General features: G+C 74.2%; 15 protein-coding genes. 9 read left to right on the top strand and 6 right to left on the bottom strand.

All coding sequences use genetic code 11. The features are described from left to right. Window positions 1–18: 18 nt before the first annotated feature. Entirely contained in the window at window positions 19–7359 is a 7341-nt protein-coding gene (locus ACXNSR_RS32620) for an amino acid adenylation domain-containing protein (protein ID WP_458638944.1), read from the bottom strand. A gap of 244 nt (window positions 7360–7603) precedes the next feature. On the opposite strand from ACXNSR_RS32620, the gene ACXNSR_RS32615 reads away from it, so the two are divergent. Then, a complete protein-coding gene (locus ACXNSR_RS32615; RefSeq protein WP_458638943.1) occupies window positions 7604–8437 on the top strand; it encodes an alpha/beta fold hydrolase in 834 nt (277 codons plus the stop codon). Window positions 8438–8507: 70 nt separating this feature from the next. After that, the gene (locus ACXNSR_RS32610) at window positions 8508–9080 is read left to right on the top strand and encodes a TetR/AcrR family transcriptional regulator (RefSeq protein WP_458638942.1); all 573 of its coding nucleotides are present in this window, start codon (window positions 8508–8510) and stop codon (window positions 9078–9080) included. Between the two features lie 40 nt (window positions 9081–9120). On the opposite strand, the gene ACXNSR_RS32605 is transcribed toward ACXNSR_RS32610, so the two are convergent. Next, a complete protein-coding gene (locus ACXNSR_RS32605; protein WP_458638941.1) occupies window positions 9121–10050 on the bottom strand; it encodes an MBL fold metallo-hydrolase in 930 nt (309 codons plus the stop codon). Between the two features lie 151 nt (window positions 10051–10201). Here ACXNSR_RS32605 and ACXNSR_RS32600 point away from each other — a divergent pair, with 151 nt between their 5' ends. From ACXNSR_RS32600 to ACXNSR_RS32580, 5 genes are all read left to right on the top strand, one after another. Continuing rightward, window positions 10202–10411 carry a hypothetical protein gene (locus ACXNSR_RS32600; protein ID WP_458638940.1) on the top strand — a complete coding sequence of 70 codons (210 nt, stop codon included), beginning with the start codon at window positions 10202–10204 and terminating at the stop codon, window positions 10409–10411. Continuing rightward, window positions 10398–11813 (top strand): amidase, encoded by a 1416-nt coding sequence (locus ACXNSR_RS32595; RefSeq protein ID WP_458638939.1) that lies wholly within the window; start codon window positions 10398–10400, stop codon window positions 11811–11813. Before ACXNSR_RS32600 ends, ACXNSR_RS32595 begins: the two co-directional genes overlap by 14 nt. A 124-nt stretch (window positions 11814–11937) precedes the next feature. Then, complete coding sequence (locus tag ACXNSR_RS32590; protein WP_458638938.1) at window positions 11938–13236, top strand: pyroglutamyl peptidase; 1299 nt, start codon at window positions 11938–11940, stop codon at window positions 13234–13236. A gap of 200 nt (window positions 13237–13436) precedes the next feature. Next, a complete protein-coding gene (locus ACXNSR_RS32585) occupies window positions 13437–14546 on the top strand; it encodes a mechanosensitive ion channel family protein (RefSeq protein ID WP_458638937.1) in 1110 nt (369 codons plus the stop codon). 203 nt (window positions 14547–14749) lie between these two features. Then, a complete protein-coding gene (locus ACXNSR_RS32580; RefSeq protein WP_458638936.1) occupies window positions 14750–15511 on the top strand; it encodes a DUF4118 domain-containing protein in 762 nt (253 codons plus the stop codon). 7 nt (window positions 15512–15518) lie between these two features. Here the strand turns inward: ACXNSR_RS32580 and ACXNSR_RS32575 are convergent, their stop codons facing one another. After that, window positions 15519–17588: a SpoIIE family protein phosphatase gene (locus ACXNSR_RS32575; protein WP_458638935.1), complete on the bottom strand. Its 2070-nt coding sequence runs from the start codon at window positions 17586–17588 to the stop codon at window positions 15519–15521. A 456-nt stretch (window positions 17589–18044) separates the two neighbouring features. On the opposite strand from ACXNSR_RS32575, the gene ACXNSR_RS32570 reads away from it, so the two are divergent. Further along, window positions 18045–18494, top strand: a complete 450-nt coding sequence (locus tag ACXNSR_RS32570) for an N-acetyltransferase family protein (RefSeq protein WP_458638934.1) — start codon at window positions 18045–18047, stop codon at window positions 18492–18494. A 97-nt stretch (window positions 18495–18591) separates the two neighbouring features. Here ACXNSR_RS32570 and ACXNSR_RS32565 read toward each other — a convergent pair whose 3' ends face one another. Continuing rightward, entirely contained in the window at window positions 18592–19011 is a 420-nt protein-coding gene (locus tag ACXNSR_RS32565) for an ATP-binding protein (RefSeq protein WP_458638933.1), read from the bottom strand. Window positions 19012–19152: 141 nt separating this feature from the next. After that, window positions 19153–19512: a hypothetical protein gene (locus tag ACXNSR_RS32560; RefSeq protein WP_458638932.1), complete on the bottom strand. Its 360-nt coding sequence runs from the start codon at window positions 19510–19512 to the stop codon at window positions 19153–19155. A gap of 223 nt (window positions 19513–19735) precedes the next feature. Here ACXNSR_RS32560 and ACXNSR_RS32555 point away from each other — a divergent pair, with 223 nt between their 5' ends. Continuing rightward, window positions 19736–20134, top strand: a complete 399-nt coding sequence (locus ACXNSR_RS32555; protein WP_458638931.1) for a TOBE domain-containing protein — start codon at window positions 19736–19738, stop codon at window positions 20132–20134. A 15-nt stretch (window positions 20135–20149) separates the two neighbouring features. Here the strand turns inward: ACXNSR_RS32555 and ACXNSR_RS32550 are convergent, their stop codons facing one another. Then, entirely contained in the window at window positions 20150–21619 is a 1470-nt protein-coding gene (locus ACXNSR_RS32550) for a PucR family transcriptional regulator (RefSeq protein ID WP_458638930.1), read from the bottom strand. Window positions 21620–21697 lie beyond the last annotated feature (78 nt).

The following is a 21697-nucleotide window of genomic DNA, read 5'->3' as shown; positions in this document are numbered from 1 at the left end:
GGCGGGCCGGGGACCCGTTCAGCGGCGGTCGGCCGCGGCGAGGGCGGCGCGCAGGAGGGCGGCGGCCCGGGTGCTGTGCGGCGGCCGCATCAGCCCGTAGTGGTCGGTGGCGGCGTCGTGGCGGGTGAAGCCGGCCCCGGCCCGCGCCTCCCACCGGTCGGCGGCCCGCTCGCGGGCCCCGGTCCCGCTCTGGAGGAAGAGGACCGGGCAGGGGGCGGCCGGGGGCTCGTACGCCGCGGCGGCGCGGATCCCGGTACGGAACACCGAGTAGTGCCGGGCGAGGTCCTGCGGGTCCAGTCCGGGGGCGAAGCCGTCGCGTTCCACCTGCTCGGCGAGGACGGTGAGCCGGGCCGGGGTGTCGGCGACGCTCCGCAGGGCGCTGCGCAGGGCGGACACGCTCGCCTCGGAGGGGTCGAAGCCGGCGGAGCGGGCGAGGTCCTCGTGGAACCACTCAAGCAGCTCGCTCTCGTCGTCGGGGACGTGGCCTGGCTCCGGGTAGCCGGTGTCCAGCAGTGCGAGGGTCGCCACCTGCTGCCCGGCGGCCCGCAGCTGGACGGCCATCTCGTGGGCGAGGAGTCCGCCGAAGGACCAGCCGGCCAGGTGGTAGGGGCCGGTGGGGCGGATCCGGCGAAGGGCCTCCAGGTGGGCGGCGGCCAGCTCCTCGACGGTGGCGTCGGGCGCCGCCGCGGGGTCGGTCAGACCGGGCGCCGTCAGCCCGAACACGGGCCGTTCGGTGCCCAGTTCTGCGGCCAGGGTGCGGTAGCAGAAGACGTTCCCGCCGATCGGGTGGACGAGGAAGAGCGGGTCGAGCGCGCCCTCGGGCTGGAGGCGCACCACCGGGTCCGGGGCCACCGCGAGGTGGCGGCCCCGCAGCAGCGCGGCCTGCCGGGCGACGGTCGGGTGCTCCAGGACGGCCGAGACGCCGAGGCGTTCGCCGAAGGCCTGGTTGATCCGGCCGATCAGGCGCAGGGCGTCGATGGAGTGCCCGCCGGACTCGAAGAAGTCGTCGTGGACGCCGACCGGGCCGCCGTCCAGCAGCCGCTCCCAGATCCCGGCGAGGCGGGATTCGAGGGCGTCGCGGGGCGGGACCGGCTCGGCTCCCCCGCGCAGGTCGGCGGGGTCCGGGTCGGGCAGGGCGGCGCGGTCCAGTTTGCCGTTGGCGGTCAGCGGAAGGGCGTCCAGGCGCACCCAGGCGGAGGGGACCATGTACTCGGGGAGCCGCTCCCGGGCGTGGGCGGCGAGCTCGCCCGGGCCGGGTGCGGGGCCGGTGTCCGGGCCGGCCGTGTCGGGGACGAAGTAGCCGACGAGGCGTTCGCCGCGGGGCAGGACGGCGCAGTCGCGCACACCGGGGTGTTCGGCGAGGACGGCCTCGATCTCCCCCGGCTCGACCCGGAAGCCGCGGATCTTGAGCTGGTGGTCGGTGCGGCCCGCGTACTCCAGGGCTCCGTCCGGGCGGTGCCGGGCCAGGTCGCCGGTCCGGTAGAGACGACGGGTGGTGCCGTCGGGGCCGGTGTGCTCGATGAAGCGCTCCGCCGTCAGTTCGGGTCGTCCGTGGTAGCCGTCGGCGAGGCCGACGCCTTCGAGGAAGAGTTCCCCGGTGACGCCCAGGGGGACCTCGGCCAGGCGGCGGTCCAGGACGTGGGTGCGCATGTTGGCGATGGGCCGGCCGATGGGCACGGTGTCGCCGCCGTCCGGGCGGCACTGCCAGTACGTGACGTCGACGGCCGCCTCGGTGGGCCCGTAGAGGTTGTGCAGTTCGACCCCGGGCAGCCGCTCGAAGAACCTGCGCTGGACCTCGTACGGCAGGGCCTCGCCGCTGCACACCACCCGGGTGAGGCCGGCGGCGCCGGTCACGGCCGCGGGGTCGTCGAGGAAGACGCTGAGCATCGACGGGACGAAGTGCACCGTGGTGGCGCCCTCGTCGTGGATCAGACCGCCGAGGTAGCCGGGGTCGCGCTGGCCGCCGGGGCGGGCGAGGACCAGGGTGGCACCGGTCAGCAGGGGCCAGAACAGCTCCCACACGGAGACGTCGAAGGTGTACGGCGTCTTGTGCAGCACCCGCTCGCCCGGGACCAGCCCGTACTCGTCCTGCATCCACAGCAGCCGGTTGGCGATGGCCCGGTGGGAGACCACGACTCCCTTGGGCTTGCCGGTGGAACCCGAGGTGAAGATCATGTACGCCGGGTCGGACGGCTCGGCGGCCCGGGCGGGACCCGCGGCGGCGGTCGCGGCCTCCTCCGGCCGGACGACGGTGACCCCGCAGCCCTCCAGCCGCTCCGCCCACGCGCCCTCGGTGACCACCAGGCCGATGCCGGACTCGGCGAGCAGGGACCGCACGCGCGGCGCCGGGTGCTCCGGGTCGAGCGGGACGTAGGCGGCGCCCGACTTCAGGACGGCGAGCAGGACCACGGGCAGGGCGAGGGAGCGCTCCAGGAGCAGTCCGACGAAGGTGCCGGGGCCCGCGCCCCGTTCCCGCAGGGCCGCGCACAGCCGCTCGGCCTCGGCGTCGAGGTCGCGGTAGGTCAGCTCGGCGCCCTCGAAGCGCACGGCGGGGGCGTTCGGGGTCCGGTCGCGCTGCGCGTCGATCAGCCGGGTCAGGACGTGCGGCTGCGGGTAGTCGACGGCGGTCCGGTTCCACTCGGCGTAGCGGCGGTGCTCGGACTCCGGCAGCAGGTCGGCGGCCGTGCAGTCCCGGTCCGGGGCCTCGGCCAGGTCGGACAGGGCGGCGGTGTAGGAGGCGTGGGCGCTCTCCATCTGCTCCTCGGAGAACTGGGCGGCGTCGAAGCGCAGGCCGAGCTCCAGCAGGGAGCCGTCGGGGCTGCGGGAGAACTCCGCGCCGAAGGCGAAGTCGGTGCCGGCCTCTCCGGTCTCCTCCAGCACGGTGAACGCGCCGCCGGCGGACCCGTCCCGCTCCACGTGGAAGTGGGTGTAGTTGAAGAAGGTCTCGAAGAGCGGGCCGCCGCCGGACAGCCGCTGGATCTCGGCGAGCGGGAAGCGCCGGTACGCGTGCAGGTCGGCCTCCAGCCCGGCGACGTGCGCGACGAGGCCGCGCCAGCTGAGCCCGGTGACGCCGGCGCTCAGCGGCAGGGTGTTCAGGAAGACGCCGACGACCTTGTCGCCGTCGGTCTCCTCGGTTCGGCCGTTGTGGACCACTCCGGTGGTGACCGCGTCGCCACCGCCCAGCAGGGCCAGGGCCCTGAGGTGGGCGGCGAGCAGGACGGTGCGCAGCGGTACGCCGCACTCGGCGGCCAGGGCGGTCAGCCGGGCGTGCAGCCCGTCCGGGAGCGGCGCGAGGTACCAGGACATCCGGGCGGGTCCGCCGGTCGCGGCGGGGCGGGGCAGCCGGGTCGCGGGGGCGTCGGCGGCCTTGCCGGTCCAGAAGGCGCGCTGCCCGGCGTCGGCCAGCGCGGCCCGCTCCAGGGCCACGAAGGAGGCGAACCGGGAGCGGGGGCCCGCGTCCGGGGACGGCCCCTCCGCGGGGGTCGCGGCGGCGAGCGCCTCGGTGTAGCAGGAGGCCAGTTCGGTCAGGAGCGACCGTTCGCTCCAGCCGTCGAGGACGGCGTGGTGCTCGGCGACGAACAGCTGGAGGCGGGTGTCGGAGAGCCGCTGGACGTGGAAGCGGATCAGCGGGGGCCGGTCCCAGGCGAACGGCCTTTCGCGCTCGGCGGCGTAGCGGGCGGCGACGGCGGTCCGCTGAGCCTCGGGGTCGAGCCCGTGCAGGTCCTCGAAGGTGATCTCGGGGCGGGCGCCGCGGTGGACGAGCTGGAGGGGCTCGCCGAACCCGTGCGGGTCGAAGGAGGTGCGCAGCATCTCGTGCCGGGCCGCGAGGACCTCGACGGTGGTGCGCCAGGCGTCCTCGGAGAAGGGCGCCTCGACCAGGTAGGAGGCCACGTTGTGGTAGACGCGCCCGCCCGCCGACGGCAGGTCGCTGTGGTAGAGCATGCCGGCCTGGAGCCGGGTCATCGGGTAGGCGTCCTCCAGCCCTTCGGGCAGGGCGGCCCGGTCCTCGGGGGTGAGCAGGGAGAACGGCTCGTACGGGGCCTCGGCGCCGGCCGTCGTCTCCCGCCGGGTCACGACGGGGGCCAGTGCGCGGGCCGTCTGACGGCGCATGAGGTCGCCGACGGTGAGGTCGAGGCCGCGTTCCCGGATCCGGGCGAGGACCTGGAGGGAGCGGATGGAGTCCCCGCCGAGGGCGAACCAGTTGTCCAGGGCGCCGACCCGTTCATGGCCCAGGACCTGGGCGAAGACCTCCGTGAGGGCGGTCTCGACCGGCCCGCCGGGTGCCTCGTAGGCGGCGGTGGGGGTGCGGGGCACCGAGCCGGGGGCGGGCAGCCGGCGCCGGTCGGTCTTGCCGTTGGCGGTCAGCGGGAAGGCGGGCAGGGTGACGAAGGCGCCGGGGATCATGTAGCCGGGCAGCCGCCGCGCGAGGTGGGTGCGCATCTCCTCCACGGTGGGGCCGGCCCCGTCCTCGGCCCCGGTCACGGCCAGGTAGCCGACGAGGACGTCGGTCCCCGCGGGGTCCGGTGCTACGAGGGCGACCGCGGCGTCGACGAGGGGGTGGGCGGCCAGGGCCGCCTCGACCTCGCCGAGTTCTATCCGGAAGCCGCGCAGTTTGACCTGGTGGTCGATGCGGCCGAGGTATTCCAGGTCCCCGTCGGGCAGGGCCCGGGCCAGGTCGCCGGTGCGGTAGAGCCGCTCGCCCTCCGCGAGCCCTGCGGGTCCGTCGGCGGCGCGGTCGGCGAGGCCGGTGGGGAAGCGCTCGGCGGTGAGTCCGGGCCGGCGCAGGTAGCCGCGGGCCAGGCCCGCCCCGGCCACGTACAGCTCTCCGACGGCGCCGCGCGGGACGGTCCGACCGCGGGCGTCGAGCAGGTGCAGTCGCAGGTCGGGGATGGGCACGCCGATGACGCTGCCGCGGCCCTCCTCGGCGTCGCGGGCGGTCAGCGGCCGGTAGGTGACGTGCACGGTCGTCTCGGTGATGCCGTACATGTTGACCAGGCGGGGTGCGGTGTCGCCGTGCCGGGCGAACCACCCGGCGAGGGCGGCGACATCGAGGGCCTCCCCGCCGAAGACGACGTGGCGCAGGGCGAGCCCGGGGACGTCCGGACCGGCCGTGCGGTGGTGCTCCTCGTCGGCGCGGGCCAACTGGTAGAAGGCGGAGGGGGTCTGGTTGAGCACGGTGACCCGCTCGGCGCGCAGCAGCCGGTGGAACTCCTCGGGCGAACGGCTGGTCCCGTACGGCACCACGACGAGGCGGCCGCCGTGGGCGAGGGCCCCCCACAGCTCCCAGACGGAGAAGTCGAAGGCGATGGAGTGGAAGAGGGTCCACACGTCCTCGGGGCCGAAGCCGAACCAGTGGTCGGTGGCGGAGAACAGCCGGGTGACGTTGGAGTGGGGCACGAGGGTGCCCTTGGGGAGTCCGGTGGAGCCGGAGGTGTAGATGACGTAGGCCAGGTGGTCCGGGGTCACCCCGGTGTCCGGGGCGGTGTCCGGCTCGGCGGCCAGGAGTGCGGCGTCGGCCTGGAGGTCGACGGCGTGCAGGCCGGGGGCGTCCCACAGGTCCCGGGTGCCGGTGGTGCCGACGACGTGCTCCAGGCGGGCGTCCTGGACGATGTGGCGCAGCCGCTCGGGCGGGTTGTCGGGGTCGAGCGGCAGGTAGGCGCCGCCGGCCTTGAGGATGCCGAGCAGGGCGACGACGAGGTCGGCGGAGCGGGGCAGGCACAGTCCGACGAGGGTGTCGGGACCCACGCCGAGGGCGCGCAGCCGGTGGGCGAGCCGGTTCGCCCGGGTGTCGAGCTCGCGGTAGGTGAGGGAGGTGCCCTCGTGGACGAGGGCGACCGCCTCGGGGGTGCGGGCGGCGTGCCCGGCGAAGATCTCGTGGACGCACGCCGGCTCGCCCTGCTCGCCCGGGGCGTGCCGGGCGTGCGGGGCGTGCGGGAGGGCGGCGCGGGCCGGGAGCGGCGAGCCGATGCCGCCGCGCTCGTCGGCCGACAGCATCGGCAGCCGGCTGAGCGGCAGTCCGGGGTTCTCGGTGGCGGCGTCCAGGAGGCGGGCGAAGTGCCGGCCGAACTGCCGGACGGTGGCGGCCTCGAACAGGTCGGACCGGTACTCCAGCCGGCAGCTCAGCGTGCCGCCGGTGCGCACGACGTCGAAGGTCAGGTCGAACTTGGCGGTTCCGGCAGGTCCTTCGAGCAGCCTGGCCCGCGGGCCGGGCAGGCCGTCGGTCATGCCGTCCTCGTCGTGCAGGCCGAACATGACCCGGAAGGGGGACGCGTCCTCACCGGTGCGTCCGGGGGCGATCCGGTCGACGACGCGTTCGAAGGGGAGGTCCTGGTGGTCCTGGGCGTCGAGCACGGTGTCCCGTACGCGCTCCAGGTGGGCCCGGAAGGCGGGGTCGCCGGACAGGTCCGCGCGGATCACCAGCGTGTTGACGAACAGGCCGACGGTGTCCTGGAACTCCTTGCGGTTGCGGCCCGCCACCGGCGTTCCGACGAGCACGTCGTCGGTACCGGTATAGCGGCCCAGCACGACCTGGAAGGCCGCCAGCATCAGCGTGTAGGGGGTGCTGTGGGTGTCACGGCACAGGCGCTCCATCCGGGCGAGCACCGGGGCGGGCACGTCGAAGGAGTGCAGCGCCGCCGCGCCGCGGGCCGCTCCGGTCCCGGGGCGGCCGTCCCGGGGCAGCGGCGCGTCGGGCAGTTCTCCGCCCAACTGCTGCTCCCAGTAGGTGAGCTGGCGCTGGGCGGCGGCACCGTCGAGCCATTCCTCCTGCCAGTCGGAGAAGTCGGCGTACTGGTACTCGGGGGTCTCCGGTGCCTGCGCGGAAGCGACCGGCCGCGGACCGTCCGGGTCCGGGCCGTCGCCGTACCGGGCGTACTCGGCGAGGAGCTCGCGGGCGAGGATCCCGACGGACCAGCCGTCGGCGACGATGTGGTGCATGGCGAGCGCGAGCACCGCGCCCTCGGGGGTGTGCAGCAGCGCCGCGCGGAAGAGCGGTCCGGCCTCCAGGTCGAAGGGCCGGTGGTGTTCGGCGGACATCCACTCCTCGATGTCCTGGGGTGCGCGCGCCGCGGCGGAGGACCAGGAGAGCGGGGCCCCCGTGTCGATGTGCTGCCACAGCTCGCCGTCCCGCAGGACGAACCGGGTGCGCAGCGCCTCGTGCCGGTCGATCAGACCCTGGGCGCACGCGCGGAGCGCGGTCTCGTCCACCGGTCCTTCGAGGCCGTAGAAGACGGGCATGTGGTAGGTCGGCCTGCCCTCCTCCAGCTGCTGGAGGAAGTACATCCGCTGCTGCGCTCCCGACGCGCGGAACGCGCTGAACGACGGCTCCGCAGGGCGTTCGGTCGGATCGTGACTGGCCAAGACAACTCCCTCGGCGCCGCACCGGTGGCTGGTACGCGGCGCATGCTCCGCTTGCTTGCCCAGCCAGCCTAGGAACGGCATCGATTCGGGTGAAGTCGCCTGTTTCCGGTCCCCGATTCACGTGACCGCGGCGGTGGACGACCTGCGCAAGTACGGGCGGAAGGCCGTGTTCCGACGCCGTTCGGGCACCCCGGGGCGGGAGACTGCTGCCGCGGACCGAACCGAGATCGCCACAGGAGGCACCATGCCCTTCATCACCGTCGGCCAGGAGAACAGCACCGACATCGACCTCTACTACGAGGACCACGGCAGCGGGCAGCCCGTCGTCCTCATCCACGGCTACCCGCTGGACGGACACTCCTGGGAGAAGCAGCTCCCCGCCCTGCTCGACGCCGGTCACCGCGTCATCACCTACGACCGGCGCGGCTTCGGGCAGTCGAGCCAGCCCACCACCGGCTACGACTACGACACCTTCACGGACGACCTCCACACGCTGATGGAGACCCTCGACCTCACCGACACGATCCTCGTCGGCTTCTCCATGGGCACCGGCGAGGTGGGCCGCTACCTCGGCACCCGCGGTTCCGGACGCGTGGCCAAGGCCGCCTTCCTCGCCGGCCTGGAGCCCTATCTCCTCAAGACCGACGACAACCCCACCGGCGTCGACGGCAGCGTGTTCGAGGGCATCCTCGCCGCCGTCACGAAGGACCGCTACGCCTATTTCACCGACTTCTACCAGGCCTTCTACAACCTCGACGAGAACCTCGGCTCGCGCATCAGCGAGGAGACGGTCCGGGCGAGCTGGGCCACCGCCGCCGGCGCCTCCGCGTACGCCTCCCGTGCCGCCGTCCTCACGTGGACCACCGACTTCCGGGCCGACATCCCCAAGATCGACGTCCCCGCCCTGATCCTCCACGGCACGGCGGACCGCATCCTGCCGATCGAGGCCACCGCGGAACCCTTCCACAAGGCCCTCCCGCACGCCGACTACGTCGTCCTCGACGGCGCCCCGCACGGCCTCCTGTGGACCCACGCCGAAGAGGTCAACAACGCCCTCCTCGCCTTCATCGGGGACTAGCACCCGGAGGTGCCCGGGGCGGGGGCCCGCGGTCAGGCGTGATGCAAGAAATTTGCTTTAAGCTGACCGCATGAGCCGAAAAGCGATGGTCCGCCCCGGGGGCCGCAGCGCGCGGGTCCAGGAGGCGGTCCACACCGCCGTGCGTGAGCTCCAGGCCGAGCTGGGGCGTCCGGAGCTGACGATCCCGATGGTCGCGGCGCGGGCCGGCGTCACTCCGTCGACGATCTACCGCCGCTGGGGCGACCTGCAGGAACTGCTCTCGGACGTCGCCGTCGAGCACCTGCGCCCGGACGCCCCGCCGCAGGACCACGGAGACCTGCTGGCGGACCTGCGGGGCTGGGCCGAGCAGTTCCAGGAGGAGATGGCCTCGCCCGCGGGACGGGCGTACATCCGTGACGCGCTGCTCGGGGACCCCGACGGCGACAACGCGGGGCGGTGTTCGGCCTACGCCGCGGAGCAGATCGCCGTCGTCCTCGCCCGCGCCGCGGCGCGCGGCGAGGAGGCCCCGGACGTCGAGACGGTGCTCGACCGGGTCGTGGCGCCGATGATGTACCGCATCCTGTTCCGCCCCGACGGCCTCACCGGCGCGTACGCGCACCGGCTCGCGCGAGAGGCCGTGGAGGGCTTCGGCGCACCCCGCTGACCGGGTCCGGCACGTACGCCGTCGCCGTCGCCGTCGCCGGTCAGCCCCGCACGGGTGCGGCGGCCACGGGTTCGAGGCGGTAGCCGTCCCCCTCGGCGACCACACGGCCGGCGGTCGGCGCGGGGAAGTGCGTACCGAGGACCAGCGCACCGGTGCCGGCGAGGTGGGCGAGCAGCGCCCGGCGGGTGGCCTCGGCCTGCACCGGGTCGATGTCGACGCAGCTGCCGATCTCCGGACGGGCCAGCTGCACGGGGTGGTGGACGGCGTCCCCGGTGACGAGGGCCGTCGCACCGGCGCTGCTCACCTGTACGGCGATCTGCCCGGGGGTGTGCCCCGGCGCGGGCAGCAGGCGCAGCCCCTCGGCCACCTCGATCCCCTCGTCCGGTACGTCGACCAGGTCGAGCAGACCCGCCTCCTCGACGGGCACGACGGAGTCGCGGAACATGGCGCGCCGCGCCTCGTCCATGTCGTACGCCGCCCAGAACTCGTACTCCGTCCTCGACGTCAGGTAGCGGGCGCCCGGGAAGGTCGGCACCCATGTGCCGTCCACCTCGCGGGTGTTCCATCCGACGTGGTCGGTGTGCAGATGGGTGAGGATCACCAGGTCGACGTTGTCGGGGGTGAATCCGATGTCCGCGAGGCGTGCGAGGTAGTCGGTACGGAGCTGGTGCCAGGCCGGGTTGGCCCTCGTCTTGCCGTTGCCGATCCCGGTGTCGACGAGGACCCGAAGACCGTCCACGACCAGCGCGAAGCTGTGGCTGTCGAGGTGCAGGACGCCGTCCGGCCCGGCGAAGTCGGGCCGCAGCCAGTCGTGTTCGGCCACCACGTCCGGGGTGGCGGCCGGCAGCAGCCACGGTCCGGTCGCGGGCGGCAGGGGCACCTCGTCGACGCGGTGGACCGCGATCTCCCCGACGGACCAGTGGGCGGCGGCTCCGGAGGGGGCCGGCTCGGTGAACTGTGCGGTGCGCATGCGCGTGTTCCTTCGTCTGCGGAGGACCGGCCAACAACAAAAGCGACTCATTCGCTTTAAGCGACCGTAGGCCCTACCGTGGACTAACGCAAGTCGTTAGCTTTAAGGCGGCGGCGCTCGTTCCGCCGTTCCCCCTGAAGGAAGGCAGCACATGTCCACCCCGGACCTCACTCCCCCCGAAGCCGCCCGCTGGGCCGCCCGGTCGGGGCTTCCCCTGGCGAAGGACCGCCACGCGGAAGTGGCGGCCACCGCCGACCACATCCACACCGTCGTATCGCTCCTGCGGGAACTGGACTTCGACGAGACACCGCCCGCCTCGGTGTACCGCGCGGCAGGGGAGCAGCACGATGGAGCCGTATGAGCTGACCGTGGCCGAAGCGGCCGGGGCCGTGCGCACCCGGGCGCTCTCGCCGGTCGACCTGGTGGACTCGGCGCTCGCACGCACCGTGCGGGTCGAACCGCGGCTGAACGCCTTCACCGCCGTGACGGCCGACCGGGCGCGCGACGCGGCCCGCCGGGCGGAGGCCGAGATCGCCGGCGGCGCGTACCGGGGGCCCCTCCACGGGATGCCGTTCGGCCTGAAGGACCTCATCGACGTGGCCGGATTGGCGACCACGGCGAGCTCCCGGGTGCGGACGGGGCACCGGGCGCTGTCCGACAGCACCGTCGCGGCGCGGCTCGCCTCGGCCGGCGGGGCCCTGGTGGGCAAGACCCACACGCACGAGTTCGCCTACGGCCTGACCACCCCTCAGACGGCCAACGCCTGGGACCCGGACCGGGTGGCGGGCGGGTCCAGCGGCGGGTCGGCCGTCGCCGTCGCCGCGGGGGCGGCCGCCTTCGCCCTGGGGACCGACACCGGCGGCTCGATCCGGGTGCCCGCCGCGCTGAACGGGGTCGTCGGACTGAAACCGACGTACGGACTGGTCCCGCGCCACGGCGTGACCTCGCTGTCCTGGTCGCTCGACCACGTGGGCCCCCTCACCCGCACCGTGGAGGACGCGGGTCTGGTCCTGGCCGCCCTGGTCGGACACGACCCGCGCGACCCGGCGTCCGTCGCGGCTCCGGCCGCGGACCACTGGCCGCACCCCGGCCCGGATCCGACGGATCCGGCGGATCTGAGGGGGCTGCGGGTCGGGGTGCCGGGCAACTACTTCTTCGACCGGGTGGACCCGGAGGTCGAGGCCGCCGTCCGGCGGGCGATCGGGCGGCTGGAGGACCTCGGTGCCCGGCTCGTCGACGTCGAGATCCCGATGACGCGCTACATCCGGGCGACCCACTGGGGGCTGATGGTGCCCGAGGCCTCCGCCTACCACGAGCGGACCCTGCGGGCGGTGCCCGACCTGTACGAGGCCGACATCAGGGTCCTGCTGGAGGCGGGCGAGCTCATGACGGCGGGCGACTACCTGCGGGCCCAGCGCGCCCGCACCCTCATGCGGCGGGCCTGGCGGGACATGCTGGAGGCGGTCGACGTGATCGCCGCGCCGACCGTGCCGCTCACCGCCGTCGAGTCCGGCCGGACCGCCGTGACCTGGGGCGACGGCAGCACGGAAAGCGTCGCCGACGCGTACGTACGGCTGTCGGCCCCGGCCGACCTCACCGGCGTTCCCGCACTGAGCCTGCCCGTCGGCCTGGACGCGGCGGGCCTGCCGATCGGCATGCAGCTCATGGGGAAGCCCTTCGGCGAACCCGCGGTCCTCCGCGCGGGACACGCCCTCGAACGCACCGGCCCCGCACACGGCCTGGCCCCGGACCGGCCGGCCTAGGCCGGCTCCGCACCCGCGCCGTCGCGGCGAACCGGCCGTCGCAGAGGTGGAGTTGAGCCAGTCACGTCCGACCTCGGCCGGTGTGTCTGGTGGGGGTGCGGGGGGCTATGTAATGTCACATCGCATGATGCTCTTACGGCGTGCGGCGTCGGCCGCTGCCCTTCTCGCCACCGTCCTGCCCCTGGCCGTCGCCTCGCCCGCGCACGCCGATGTCGCCTCGTCCGCACCGGCCGCCGACGGCCCGTCCGCGTGCCGCGCCCCGGCGGCCGTACCGCTGGACGCCGAACAGGCGCGGCTCTCGGACGCCCGTACCACGGCACTCGTCGAGCGCGGCGGGTTCGGGGACTTCGTCCGGCGGTTCCCCGCCGCGCTGTGCGCGACCCGCGACCCGGCCGAGGCCGGCCGGCTGGTCACCGACTGGGGCGAGGCCCTGTGGCAGGCCTCCGTACGACGGGCCCAGGGACAGCGGCCCGGCGGCGACCTCGCCCCCGGGGACGACCGGCCGCTGTACTGGGCACGGCTCGGCATGACCGCCGCACTCGCCCGCTGGCAGCCGGAGTTCACCGCCGACCGGGCGGCGCTCCGCGCCCGCCTCGAGGACGCCTCCCGGGGCCTGACGAACAACGCCTTCCGCACCACGCCCGGGGTGCGGCGCGTCTTCATCAGCGGGTTCGACCCCTTCGGGCTCGACACCGAGATCCGCCGCGCCAACCCCTCGGGGTCGGCCGCCCTCCAGCTCAACGGGCGGCGCGTGACCCTCGCCGACGGCAGCCCCGCCGAGATCCGTGCCGTCGTCCTCCCCGTGCGGTACGCCGACTTCGACGCCGGCATGGTGGAGCGGGCGTTCGCCCCGCGCCTGGCCGGCGGCCCCGCCTCCGCCGACATCATCACCACCGTCAGCCAGGGCTACCCCGGCATCTTCACCTTGGAGGACTGGGCGGGACGGGCCCGGTCCGCCGACCCGTACCCCGACAACGTGCGCGCCCTGTCCGGCGGCACCCGAGAGCACCCGGTGACCGCCCCCGGCCTCGGCCCGGGCCCGGAGTTCATCCGCACCACGCTTCCCGCCCACGCGGTCACCCGCGCCGTGCAGAGTCCGTACCCGGTCCTCCTCAACAGCGACGTGACCGAGATCCCGGCGGGCGGCACGGCTCCCGTCGACCGGACCGACGGCCCGACCCCGGGCTCACGGGCCGTGGCGGGCGGCGGGGGCGGCTACCTGTCCAACGAGGTGGCCTACCGCTCCAACCGGCTGCGCGCCGAACTCGCCCCGCGCCTGCCCGGGGGCCATCTCCACACCCCGGTGCTCACCGGCCTGCCGGCCGACCCCCAGCAGCTGACCGGCCCCGAGTTCGAACGCAACGAGAGCGCGATCACCGCGGAGGTGCGCGCGGTCCTCGAACACGCCGGCGCACGGCGGTAGCGGCAGCCCCGCCTGCGGTGCGTCCTGCTGCCATGGGGCAGGATGGCAGCCCGTTCCGGATGCGTACACACGCCCGAACGCGGCTTCACGCACGACAAACTGACAGGTGACAAGGTGACGACACACCCACACCCCATACGACGGCCGGCAGCGCCCGTCGCCACTCCCCCGGGCCGGCGCGGCGCACCGGAGGGGGTCCGTTGAACCGGGATCTCGTCCTTCACGACTGGCTGGTCGCCGGGATCGCGCTGGCGGCCGGCGCCGCGGCCGGGCTGCTGCTGCGCGCACTCCTGCGCTGGCTGGGCCGGCACGCCGAGCGGACCCGGTGGCAGGGGGACGACATCATCGTCGACGCGCTGCGCACCATCGCGCCCGGGGCCGCGCTGATCGCGGGCGCGGCCGTGGCCGCCACGACCCTGCCGCTCACCGCGCGCGTCTCGGGGTTCGTGAACCAGTCGCTGACCGCGCTGCTCATCCTCATCGCCACGCTCAGCGCGGCGCGCGTCGTCGCGGGCCTCGTCCAGTCCGTGGCGGGATCGCGGACGGGGGTGGCCGCGTCGGCGTCCATCTTCGTCAACATCACGCGGATCGTGGTCCTCGTGATGGGTGTGCTCGTCGCCCTGGAGACCCTCGGCGTGTCCATCGCGCCGCTGGTCACCGCCCTCGGAGTGGGTGGTCTGGCGGTGGCCCTGGCGCTCCAGGACACCCTCGCCAACCTCTTCGCGGGCGTGCACATCCTCGCCTCGAAGACCGTGCAGCCCGGTGACTACATCCGGCTCACCAGCGGCGAGGAGGGCTACGTCGTCGACATCAACTGGCGCAACACCGTGGTCCGCAACCTGTCGAACAACCTGGTCATCATTCCCAACGGGCGTCTCGCACGCACCAACATGACCAACTTCACCCAGCCGGAAGCGCAGTTCTCGATCCTGGTCCAGGTGGGGGTGGGCTACGAGAGCGATCTGGAGCACGTCGAGCGGGTGACCCTCGACGTGGTCGGCAAGGTGATGGCGCACGTGGACGGCGCGGACCCCGCGCACGAGGGGGCCGTCCGCTTCCACACCTTCGCGGACTCCCGGATCAACTTCACGGTGATCCTGGGCGTCGGCGAGTTCAGCGACCAGTACCGGATCAAGCACGAGTTCATCAAGCGCCTGCACGAGCGGTTCCGGACCGAGGGCATCTCGATCCCCGCTCCGACGCGTACGGTCGAGCTCCACCGGGACGAACCGCGTGCGCCGTTGTCACCGCACGCACCGGTCCCGCACCAGCGCGAGTCGTCGGCGCTGCTCCCGGACGGCGGCCGGTAGGGGCGGGGGGCGGGTCCCGGGGCCGGGGGCCCGGGACCGGGGGCCGGGGGCCCGGGACCGGGGGCCGGGGGCCCGTCGGCAAAATCCGTGTGCGGTACGTCAAGACCTCGTCAGGGCGGGTGGCTCCGCCCCTCGCCGTGGGCAGTCTGCCCACGGACATCTGGCTCTGGTCGAGATCGTCACGTCCTGACGGGAGGCATCACATGCCGGGGTACCGACTCCACGACCGTGCCGCGCTGTTCGGGGCCCTGGTGGTACCCCTCCTCGTGGCGCTCGCGCTCGTCCCCCTCCGCACCTGGCTCTCCCCGGCGAACGAGGCCCTGGTGCTGGTGGTCGCCGTGGCCGCGATCGCCGCATCGGGCACCCGGGCCGCCGCGGTCCTGGCCGCGCTCTCCGCGGCCACCTGGTTCGGCCTCCTGCTCCTCGCCCGGCCCTACGAGCACTTCACCCTCGCCGACCGGGACGAGATCCAGACGGCCGTCCTCCTGCTGGCCGTCGGGCTGATCGTCGCGCAGCCGGCCGCCCGCGCCCGCAGGCTGGAGACGGCCGTGGTCACCGGCGCCGCGCACCTCTCCAGCCTCCAGGGCACCGCCCGGCTGGCCGAACGCGGCGGATCACCGGAGGCGGTGGTCGACTTCGTCCGCCGGGAGCTCATCGGTCTGCTGGGGCTGCGCGGCTGCCGCTTCGAGTACGGGACCCTGATCGGGCACCGGCCGCGCCTGGAGCACGACGGCGGTCTGTGGCTGCGCCGCGGTGGCCGGGTCACCGGGTACGCCGACTGGCCGGAGGGCGAGACCGAGCTGCGGGTCGTCGGGGGCGGGCACTACTACGGCCGCTTCCTCCTCGAGCCCTTTCCCGGCCACCGCCTGCCGCCCGAGGACGCCCGCTCGGTGGCGCTCGCCCTGGCCGCGCTGGCCGGAGCCGCGCTGGACACGGCCGGCGTGTCCCACTCCCACCGCGGCTGAGGCCCCTTCACGGAGTGCCGCGGTGGACGCGGGCCAGGATCAGGACGGTGTCGTCGGTCGGCGGCTCGGGCAGCAGACCGGCCAGGATGCGGTCCGCCATGTCCTCCAACGGCTCGCCGCGGTCCACCAGTTCGGCGCGCAGGGCGTCGATGCCCACCTCGATGTCCCGCCCCCGGGCCTCGATGAGGCCGTCCGTGTACAGGGCGAGCGTCGCGTTCTCGGGCAGTTCGATCTCGGTGGTCCGGAACGGGGCGCCGCCGACGCCCAGCGGGACCCCGAGGACCTCGTCGATGCCCTGCACGGTGCCGTCCGGCCGGAGCACCAGGGGCGGGGGGTGTCCGGCGCTGGCGATGCGGGCGCGGCCGGTGCGCGGGTCGTATACGAGGTAGAGGCAGGTCGCGAGCTCGATGCCGGTCTCCTGGGCGCACGCGTCGAGTTCGGTGAGCAGATCGGCGGGCTCGCTGTCGTGGCGGGCCAGGGCCTTGGTGGTGATGCGCAGGTAGCCCATGGCCGCGGCCGCGTCCACTCCGTGCCCCATCACGTCGCCCACGACGAGGACGATCCGGCCGTCGGGCAGGTTGATCACGTCGTACCAGTCTCCGCCGACCTCCGTGATCCGGCTGCCGGGCACGTAGCGGTGGGCGACGTCCACGTACGGGGTGGCCGCCAGCGCCGTGGGCAGCAGGGCCCGCTGCAGGGTGAGGGCGATGTCCTGGACCCGGCTGTAGAGACGGGCGTTGTCCAGGCAGATCGCGGCGCGCGAGGCGAGTTCGCCGGCCAGGCTGACGTCCTCCTCGGTGAAGGGCGGACGGGCGGCGGACCGGCCGAACATGGCGATGCCCTGGACGGTGCCGCGGGCGATGAGCGGGGCGACGAGGATGCAGGCGATCCCGCTCTCGCCCATGATCTTCGTACGTGACTCGGTGACGACCGTGCGGGCCAGGAACTCCTCGTCCACCACGGCCGAGATGGCGCGGCCGGTGCTCAGCATGTCGTGGATGACGGAGCCCGGCGGGTAGCGCACCTTCTCCACCCCGCTCACGAGCTCGACGGCCGGAGCGGGCAGGGTCGTCCCGGAGGCGATGCGGCGGGTGAACAGCGGCCGCGCCGGGTCGAAGTCCTCTGTCTCGTCCATCCATTCCACGATCTCGACGACGGAGCCGTCGCAGAAGTCGGGCATCGACGCGTCGACGAGTTCCTGGGCGGTGACGTTGACGTCCAGGGTGGTCCCGATCCGGGTGGAGGCCCCATCGAGGAGGGCCAGCCGGCGGCGGCTCGCGGTGGCTTCCAGGATGGCGCGCTCCCGGTCCGTCACGTCGATCATCAGCCCGCCCACGCCGGAGCGGGTGCCGACGGCCCGGCTCAGCGGGAAGAAGCTGACGGACCGGACCTGGTCGCGGTCCGGATGTCCGCGGGGGCGCACGCCGACCAGCGTGCCCACGACGGGTGCGCCGCCCTGGGCGACGGCGCGGAGCATGCGCTCGTACTCACCGCCGTCGGACATGATCATGATGTCGTCCATGCGCCGCCCCAGGTGGGCGTCGATCGGCAGGCCGTCCATGTCGGCGAGCGCCTGGTTGAGGTGGATGTACCGCAGGTCCTCGTCGACCATGACCAGGCCGATGGGACAGGTCTCGAAGAGGGCGTCGAGGAAGGCGAGGTTGGTCTTGACCCGGTCGAGTTCGTCGCTGCGGCTCGACAGGACCATCACCACCGAGGGCCCGCCGGATCCGGTGACGGAGAAGGACCGGAAGCCGCAGTCGAAAGCCGTTCCGTCCCGGTGCCGGGCCGTGAGCCGGCCCCGCCAGTAGCCCTGAGTGCGCCCTTGTTCCGTCAGCCGGGCGCACGATGCGGAGGTGCCGCCGCGGGTGCCGTCGGCGAAGAGGACGGCACCGGGCCGGGTGAGGACGGCACCGGGCTCGTACCCGAAGAGGTCGCGGGCGCCGGGCCCCCAGTAGCAGACGCGGTCGTGCTCGTCGATGCCGAGGACGGCCACGGGCACGCGCTCCAGCAGCGACCCCGGCTCGGACCAGATCGGGCCGTGGGTCTCCTCGCCCCCCGGCCGAGCCGATGGCACGAGACGTCCCCTTCCGCACTCCGTTCTCTCCACATCATCGTCCGGACACGTCGCGCGGGCACGCCGGGCCGCCGCGCGGCCGATCCGCCTCTTGGATGATCCACTGTGACGGCACGTGGCCGACCGGCCCGATTCCGTGCCCTGCACCAGCTGCCGCCCCGAGGCCGCTCCTGGTTCACTGGCCGTGGCCACCACCCTCCGGACCGCCTGGCGGCTCTCGCGGCCACGGAAGGGCCTGGTGCAGGGAGCCCCCGCGCGCCGACAGCGGTGTTCGGCGCGCGGGGCTTCGCCGGCCGCGGCCGCACCCGTACATCGTGGCGCTGAGCCGGCCCGCGTTTCGACACCCCGGCACCTGTCGGGCCCGCCGGGCTCCAGGATGATCGATGTTGTGCGCCGGAGCGGCGGCGCACCCGCCCGCTCCGCTCCGCGTTCCTTCGATCACGGGAGTCCAGCCCCATGTCCGACATCAGCGTGCGCTCCGTGCGCGACGGCGATTTCACCCAGTGGCGTGCCCTCTACCGCGGTTACGCCGACTTCTACGGGGTCGAGCAGACCGAGGAGGCGGCCGCCACGGTGTGGTCCTGGGTGACCGACCCCGGCCACGAGGTGGGCGCCCTGGTGGCCGAGGACACCGAGGGCCGGCTGCTGGGACTCGCCCACTACCGTCCGTTCGCGCGACCGCTCTCCGCCACGGTCGGCTGCTTCCTCGACGACCTGTTCGTGGCCCCGGAGCACCGCGGCTCGGGCGCCGCCGACCTGCTGCTCGCCACCCTGCGCGGGCTCGCGGCCGAGCGCGGCTGGAGCGTGGTCCGCTGGATCACCGCCGACGACAACCACCGGGCCCGCTCCAAGTACGACCAGGTCGCCACCCGGACGATGTGGGTCACGTACGACATGACCCCCTGAGCCCCGAACCCGCTCCGGAACCCGGAGGGGACCCTTCCGGCCGGAGCGGCGGCGGCTCCGCGGCGCCGCCGGGTCAGCCGCCGGGCCAGCCGTCGGGTCAGCCGTCCCGCCAGGTGATCACGGCGATGACCTGCTTGCCGCGCGGCGAGCGGCTGACGAAGACGTCCGCGCCGAGCGCCCGGACGATCTGCAGGCCGCGCCCCCTGGTGGCGTCGGGCCCGTGTCCGGCGCCCCGCTGGGGCAGCGAGAGCGAGCCGTCGCTCACGCAGATGCCCGCCCGGCCCCGGTCCAGGCTGATCGTGAGCGCGTACGGGGGGACGGCGTGCCGGACCGCGTTGGTGGCGAGCTCGGACGCGATCAGCAGGATGTCGCAGGCGGTCTCCGGGGAGCAGCGCACGGGGTGCAGGGCCAGGGTGCGCGCGGCAGTGCGGCGGGCTTCCCCGGCGGCCTGGGGTCCCGACGGCAGTGGGTGGTGCACGGTCCTCGGCCGCGCCGGTGGTGCGATTGCGGTGTCCATGACGGTTCCTCGCTGTGCGAGCGGCCCCGGTGGGCTCCGGTGGCTCGGGGGGCTCCGGGCCGGGGGACGGGAACGGACGGGGTTCCGGGGCGGTGCCCCCGGAACCCCTTTGTGCCTGGTCGGCGCTACGGCGTCCGGGCGCTACCACTTGCTGTGGCAGTTCCAGTGGCCGGGCACCCAGTGCTGCGAGTGGCCCTTGCTCCACCAGCCGTCGTGCCCGTTGCCGTGATGCCACTTGGATTCCCAGTGGCCCTTCACCCAGGTGCACCGGTCATGGCGGTCCCAGCGGTTGTGGCGGTCCCACCGGTCGTGGCGGTCGTGGCGGTCCTGGCGGTGGTCACGATCGCGGTCACGGTCGCCGGTGAGCGTCGAGCTCACCGCGGCGGACGCCGCCGGGGCGGCGTTCGCGGTGCCGGAGAGGCCCAGCAGCGAGCCGCCGGCCAGCAGCCCGACGGACGCGGTCCCGACGAGCAGGCGCCGTGTGCGCAGCGAACCGGTCATCGCACTCACCTCCTTCCCTTCATCGGACGGTCGGTTCAGCGGCCCCCTCAGCCTCAGGAGCCTCAACAGGGATTCGCAACGAGCAGGGCGAGGGATTGGAGAAACCTCATCACCGGACAAATGGCTGCGGCGCGAGCACCGTCATCACCTACCGGCGGGTACGGCACGTGCCGGGTGAACTCATGAGATCGACCGCATCTGCGCCGCCGCCTATCCTGCGGGCGTGCCGTCGTACTCCGTGGGCGCTGCCGCCCGACTGCTGCGCGTGAGCCCCGAAACCGTCCGCCGGTGGGCCGGGACGGGCCGGCTGCCGGCCGACCGCGCCCCCGACGGCTCCCGGTCCGTCGACGGCGTGGCCCTCGCCGCCTTCGCCGAGGAACGCGCAGCCGGTACGCACCCGTTGCCGCCCGGCACCGCCGCGACCTACGTACGGAACTCCTTCGCCGGGATCGTCACCGCCGTGCGGCTCGACGAGGTGGCGGCCCGGGTGGAGATCCAGTCGGGGCCGCACCACGTGGTGTCCGTGGTGACCAGGGAGTCGGTCGAGCAGCTCGGCATCACGGTCGGCTCGACCGTGACGGCCCGGGTGAAGTCCACCGAGGTCCGCGTCGAACTGTCCTAGGGCGTCCGCGCACGGTCATGCGCAGCGCAGCGCCGCGTACAGGTCCAACTTGTGGTCGAGGCGCGACAGGTCACGGCCCGTCAGGACCTCCACCCGCTCGATCCGGTAGTGCACCGTGTTCACGTGCAGGTGGAGCGCCTCCGCCGTGCGGGCCCAGGAGCAGTTGTTGGCCAGGAAGACCTCCAGGGTCTCCCGCAGCATCCCGTCCCCGAGCGCCCCCAGGGTCCGCGTCCCGTACACCGTCCGGACTTCCGGCGGGATCCCCGCCATCAGCTCCCCGAGGGTGTCCAGCTGTTCCACCCCGCGCACCGGGACCGCCTCGTCCGCCGAGGTCAGGGCGAACCGGGCCTGGCCGAGCGAGGCGCGCAGGCCCTCCAGACCCTCGGCCCGCGTGCCCAGGCCCAGCCGGAGCTCCGCCTGCGGTCCCCCGCACTGCTGGAGCATCGGCCACACGGCGCGCAGCGCGCCGACCGCGTCGGTCGCGCGGGCCGGGTCCTCGTGGAGCACCGCGACCGACCGCCCCACGGCGTACGCGGCGTCCTCCAGGTGGCGCAGGCCCTCCGCGAGGGCGTCGCCCGAGGTCGCCGCCAGGACCCGGTACGCCCCTCCGACGGGCAGCCCGGCGCCCGCGAGCGCCTCCTCCAGGGCTCCGGTGTCGGCCGGGGCGGGACCCGCGAGCGTGCCTTCCAGTACGCCGATCAGCTCCTGCCCGGCCAGCCGCTCCGCGGCGAGGCGGCGGGTCTGCCCGCTGCGGCTCTGGGCGAGCACCTCGGCGATCTCGTGGAGCACCCGCGGAGGCGCCGCGTCCGGGTCGGGCACGTGCAGCTGCCAGGCGTCGTACGGGGAGCTCTCGGTCTCGATGCGCAGCCAGACCCCGCCGCGCGCGGAGGCGACCGATGCCTGCCGGGCGGGCAGCTCGGGGGCGGACGGCGTGCGGGCCACCGTGCGGCCGCTGGCGGTGAGCAGGTAGCAGGACACCCGGCCGAGGTGCGCGCACGCCCGGTCCAGGAGTTCGTCCGGGCCGGCCCCCGCCTCCACGAGCCGGCTCAGCTCGCCGCGCACGTTCTCGGGGAGGGCGAAGAGCCGGGTCGGGCGGCGGCTCAGGTCTCCCCACTGGCGCAGGTACACGGCCTCGGTCACGGCCCGGAAGCTGGTGCGCGCGGGGACCGCCACGAGCGGCACCCGGTGGCTGCGGCAGGCGGCGACGACCTCGTCGGGGACCCTGCCGTGGGTCTCCTCCCCGGCGAGCAGCGCCGTGGCTCCGGCGTCGGCGAGCGCGCCGACGAAGCGGTCCGCCTTGGCCGCGTCGCCCTCGGCCCACCACACCAGCCCGCTCAGCACGAGCTCCCCCGGCCCCAGGAACCGGCCGGGCTCCTCCAGGTCGGTGGCGGTGACGCCGGCGACCTCCTGGCCGAGAAGGGCTTCCTCGCCCCAGAGCAGGTTGAGACCGAGGCTGTCGAGCTGGAGCAGGTCGAGGACGTGCATGACGGGAACTCCTTGCGGCGGGCGGACGCCCACATTCGCGAGGTGAACAGAGGCTGAGTCATCGTAAATGCAAGGTGA

This window comes from Streptomyces sp. NC-S4 (assembly GCF_054353315.1).
This window is presented reverse-complemented; position numbering and strand designations above follow the sequence as displayed.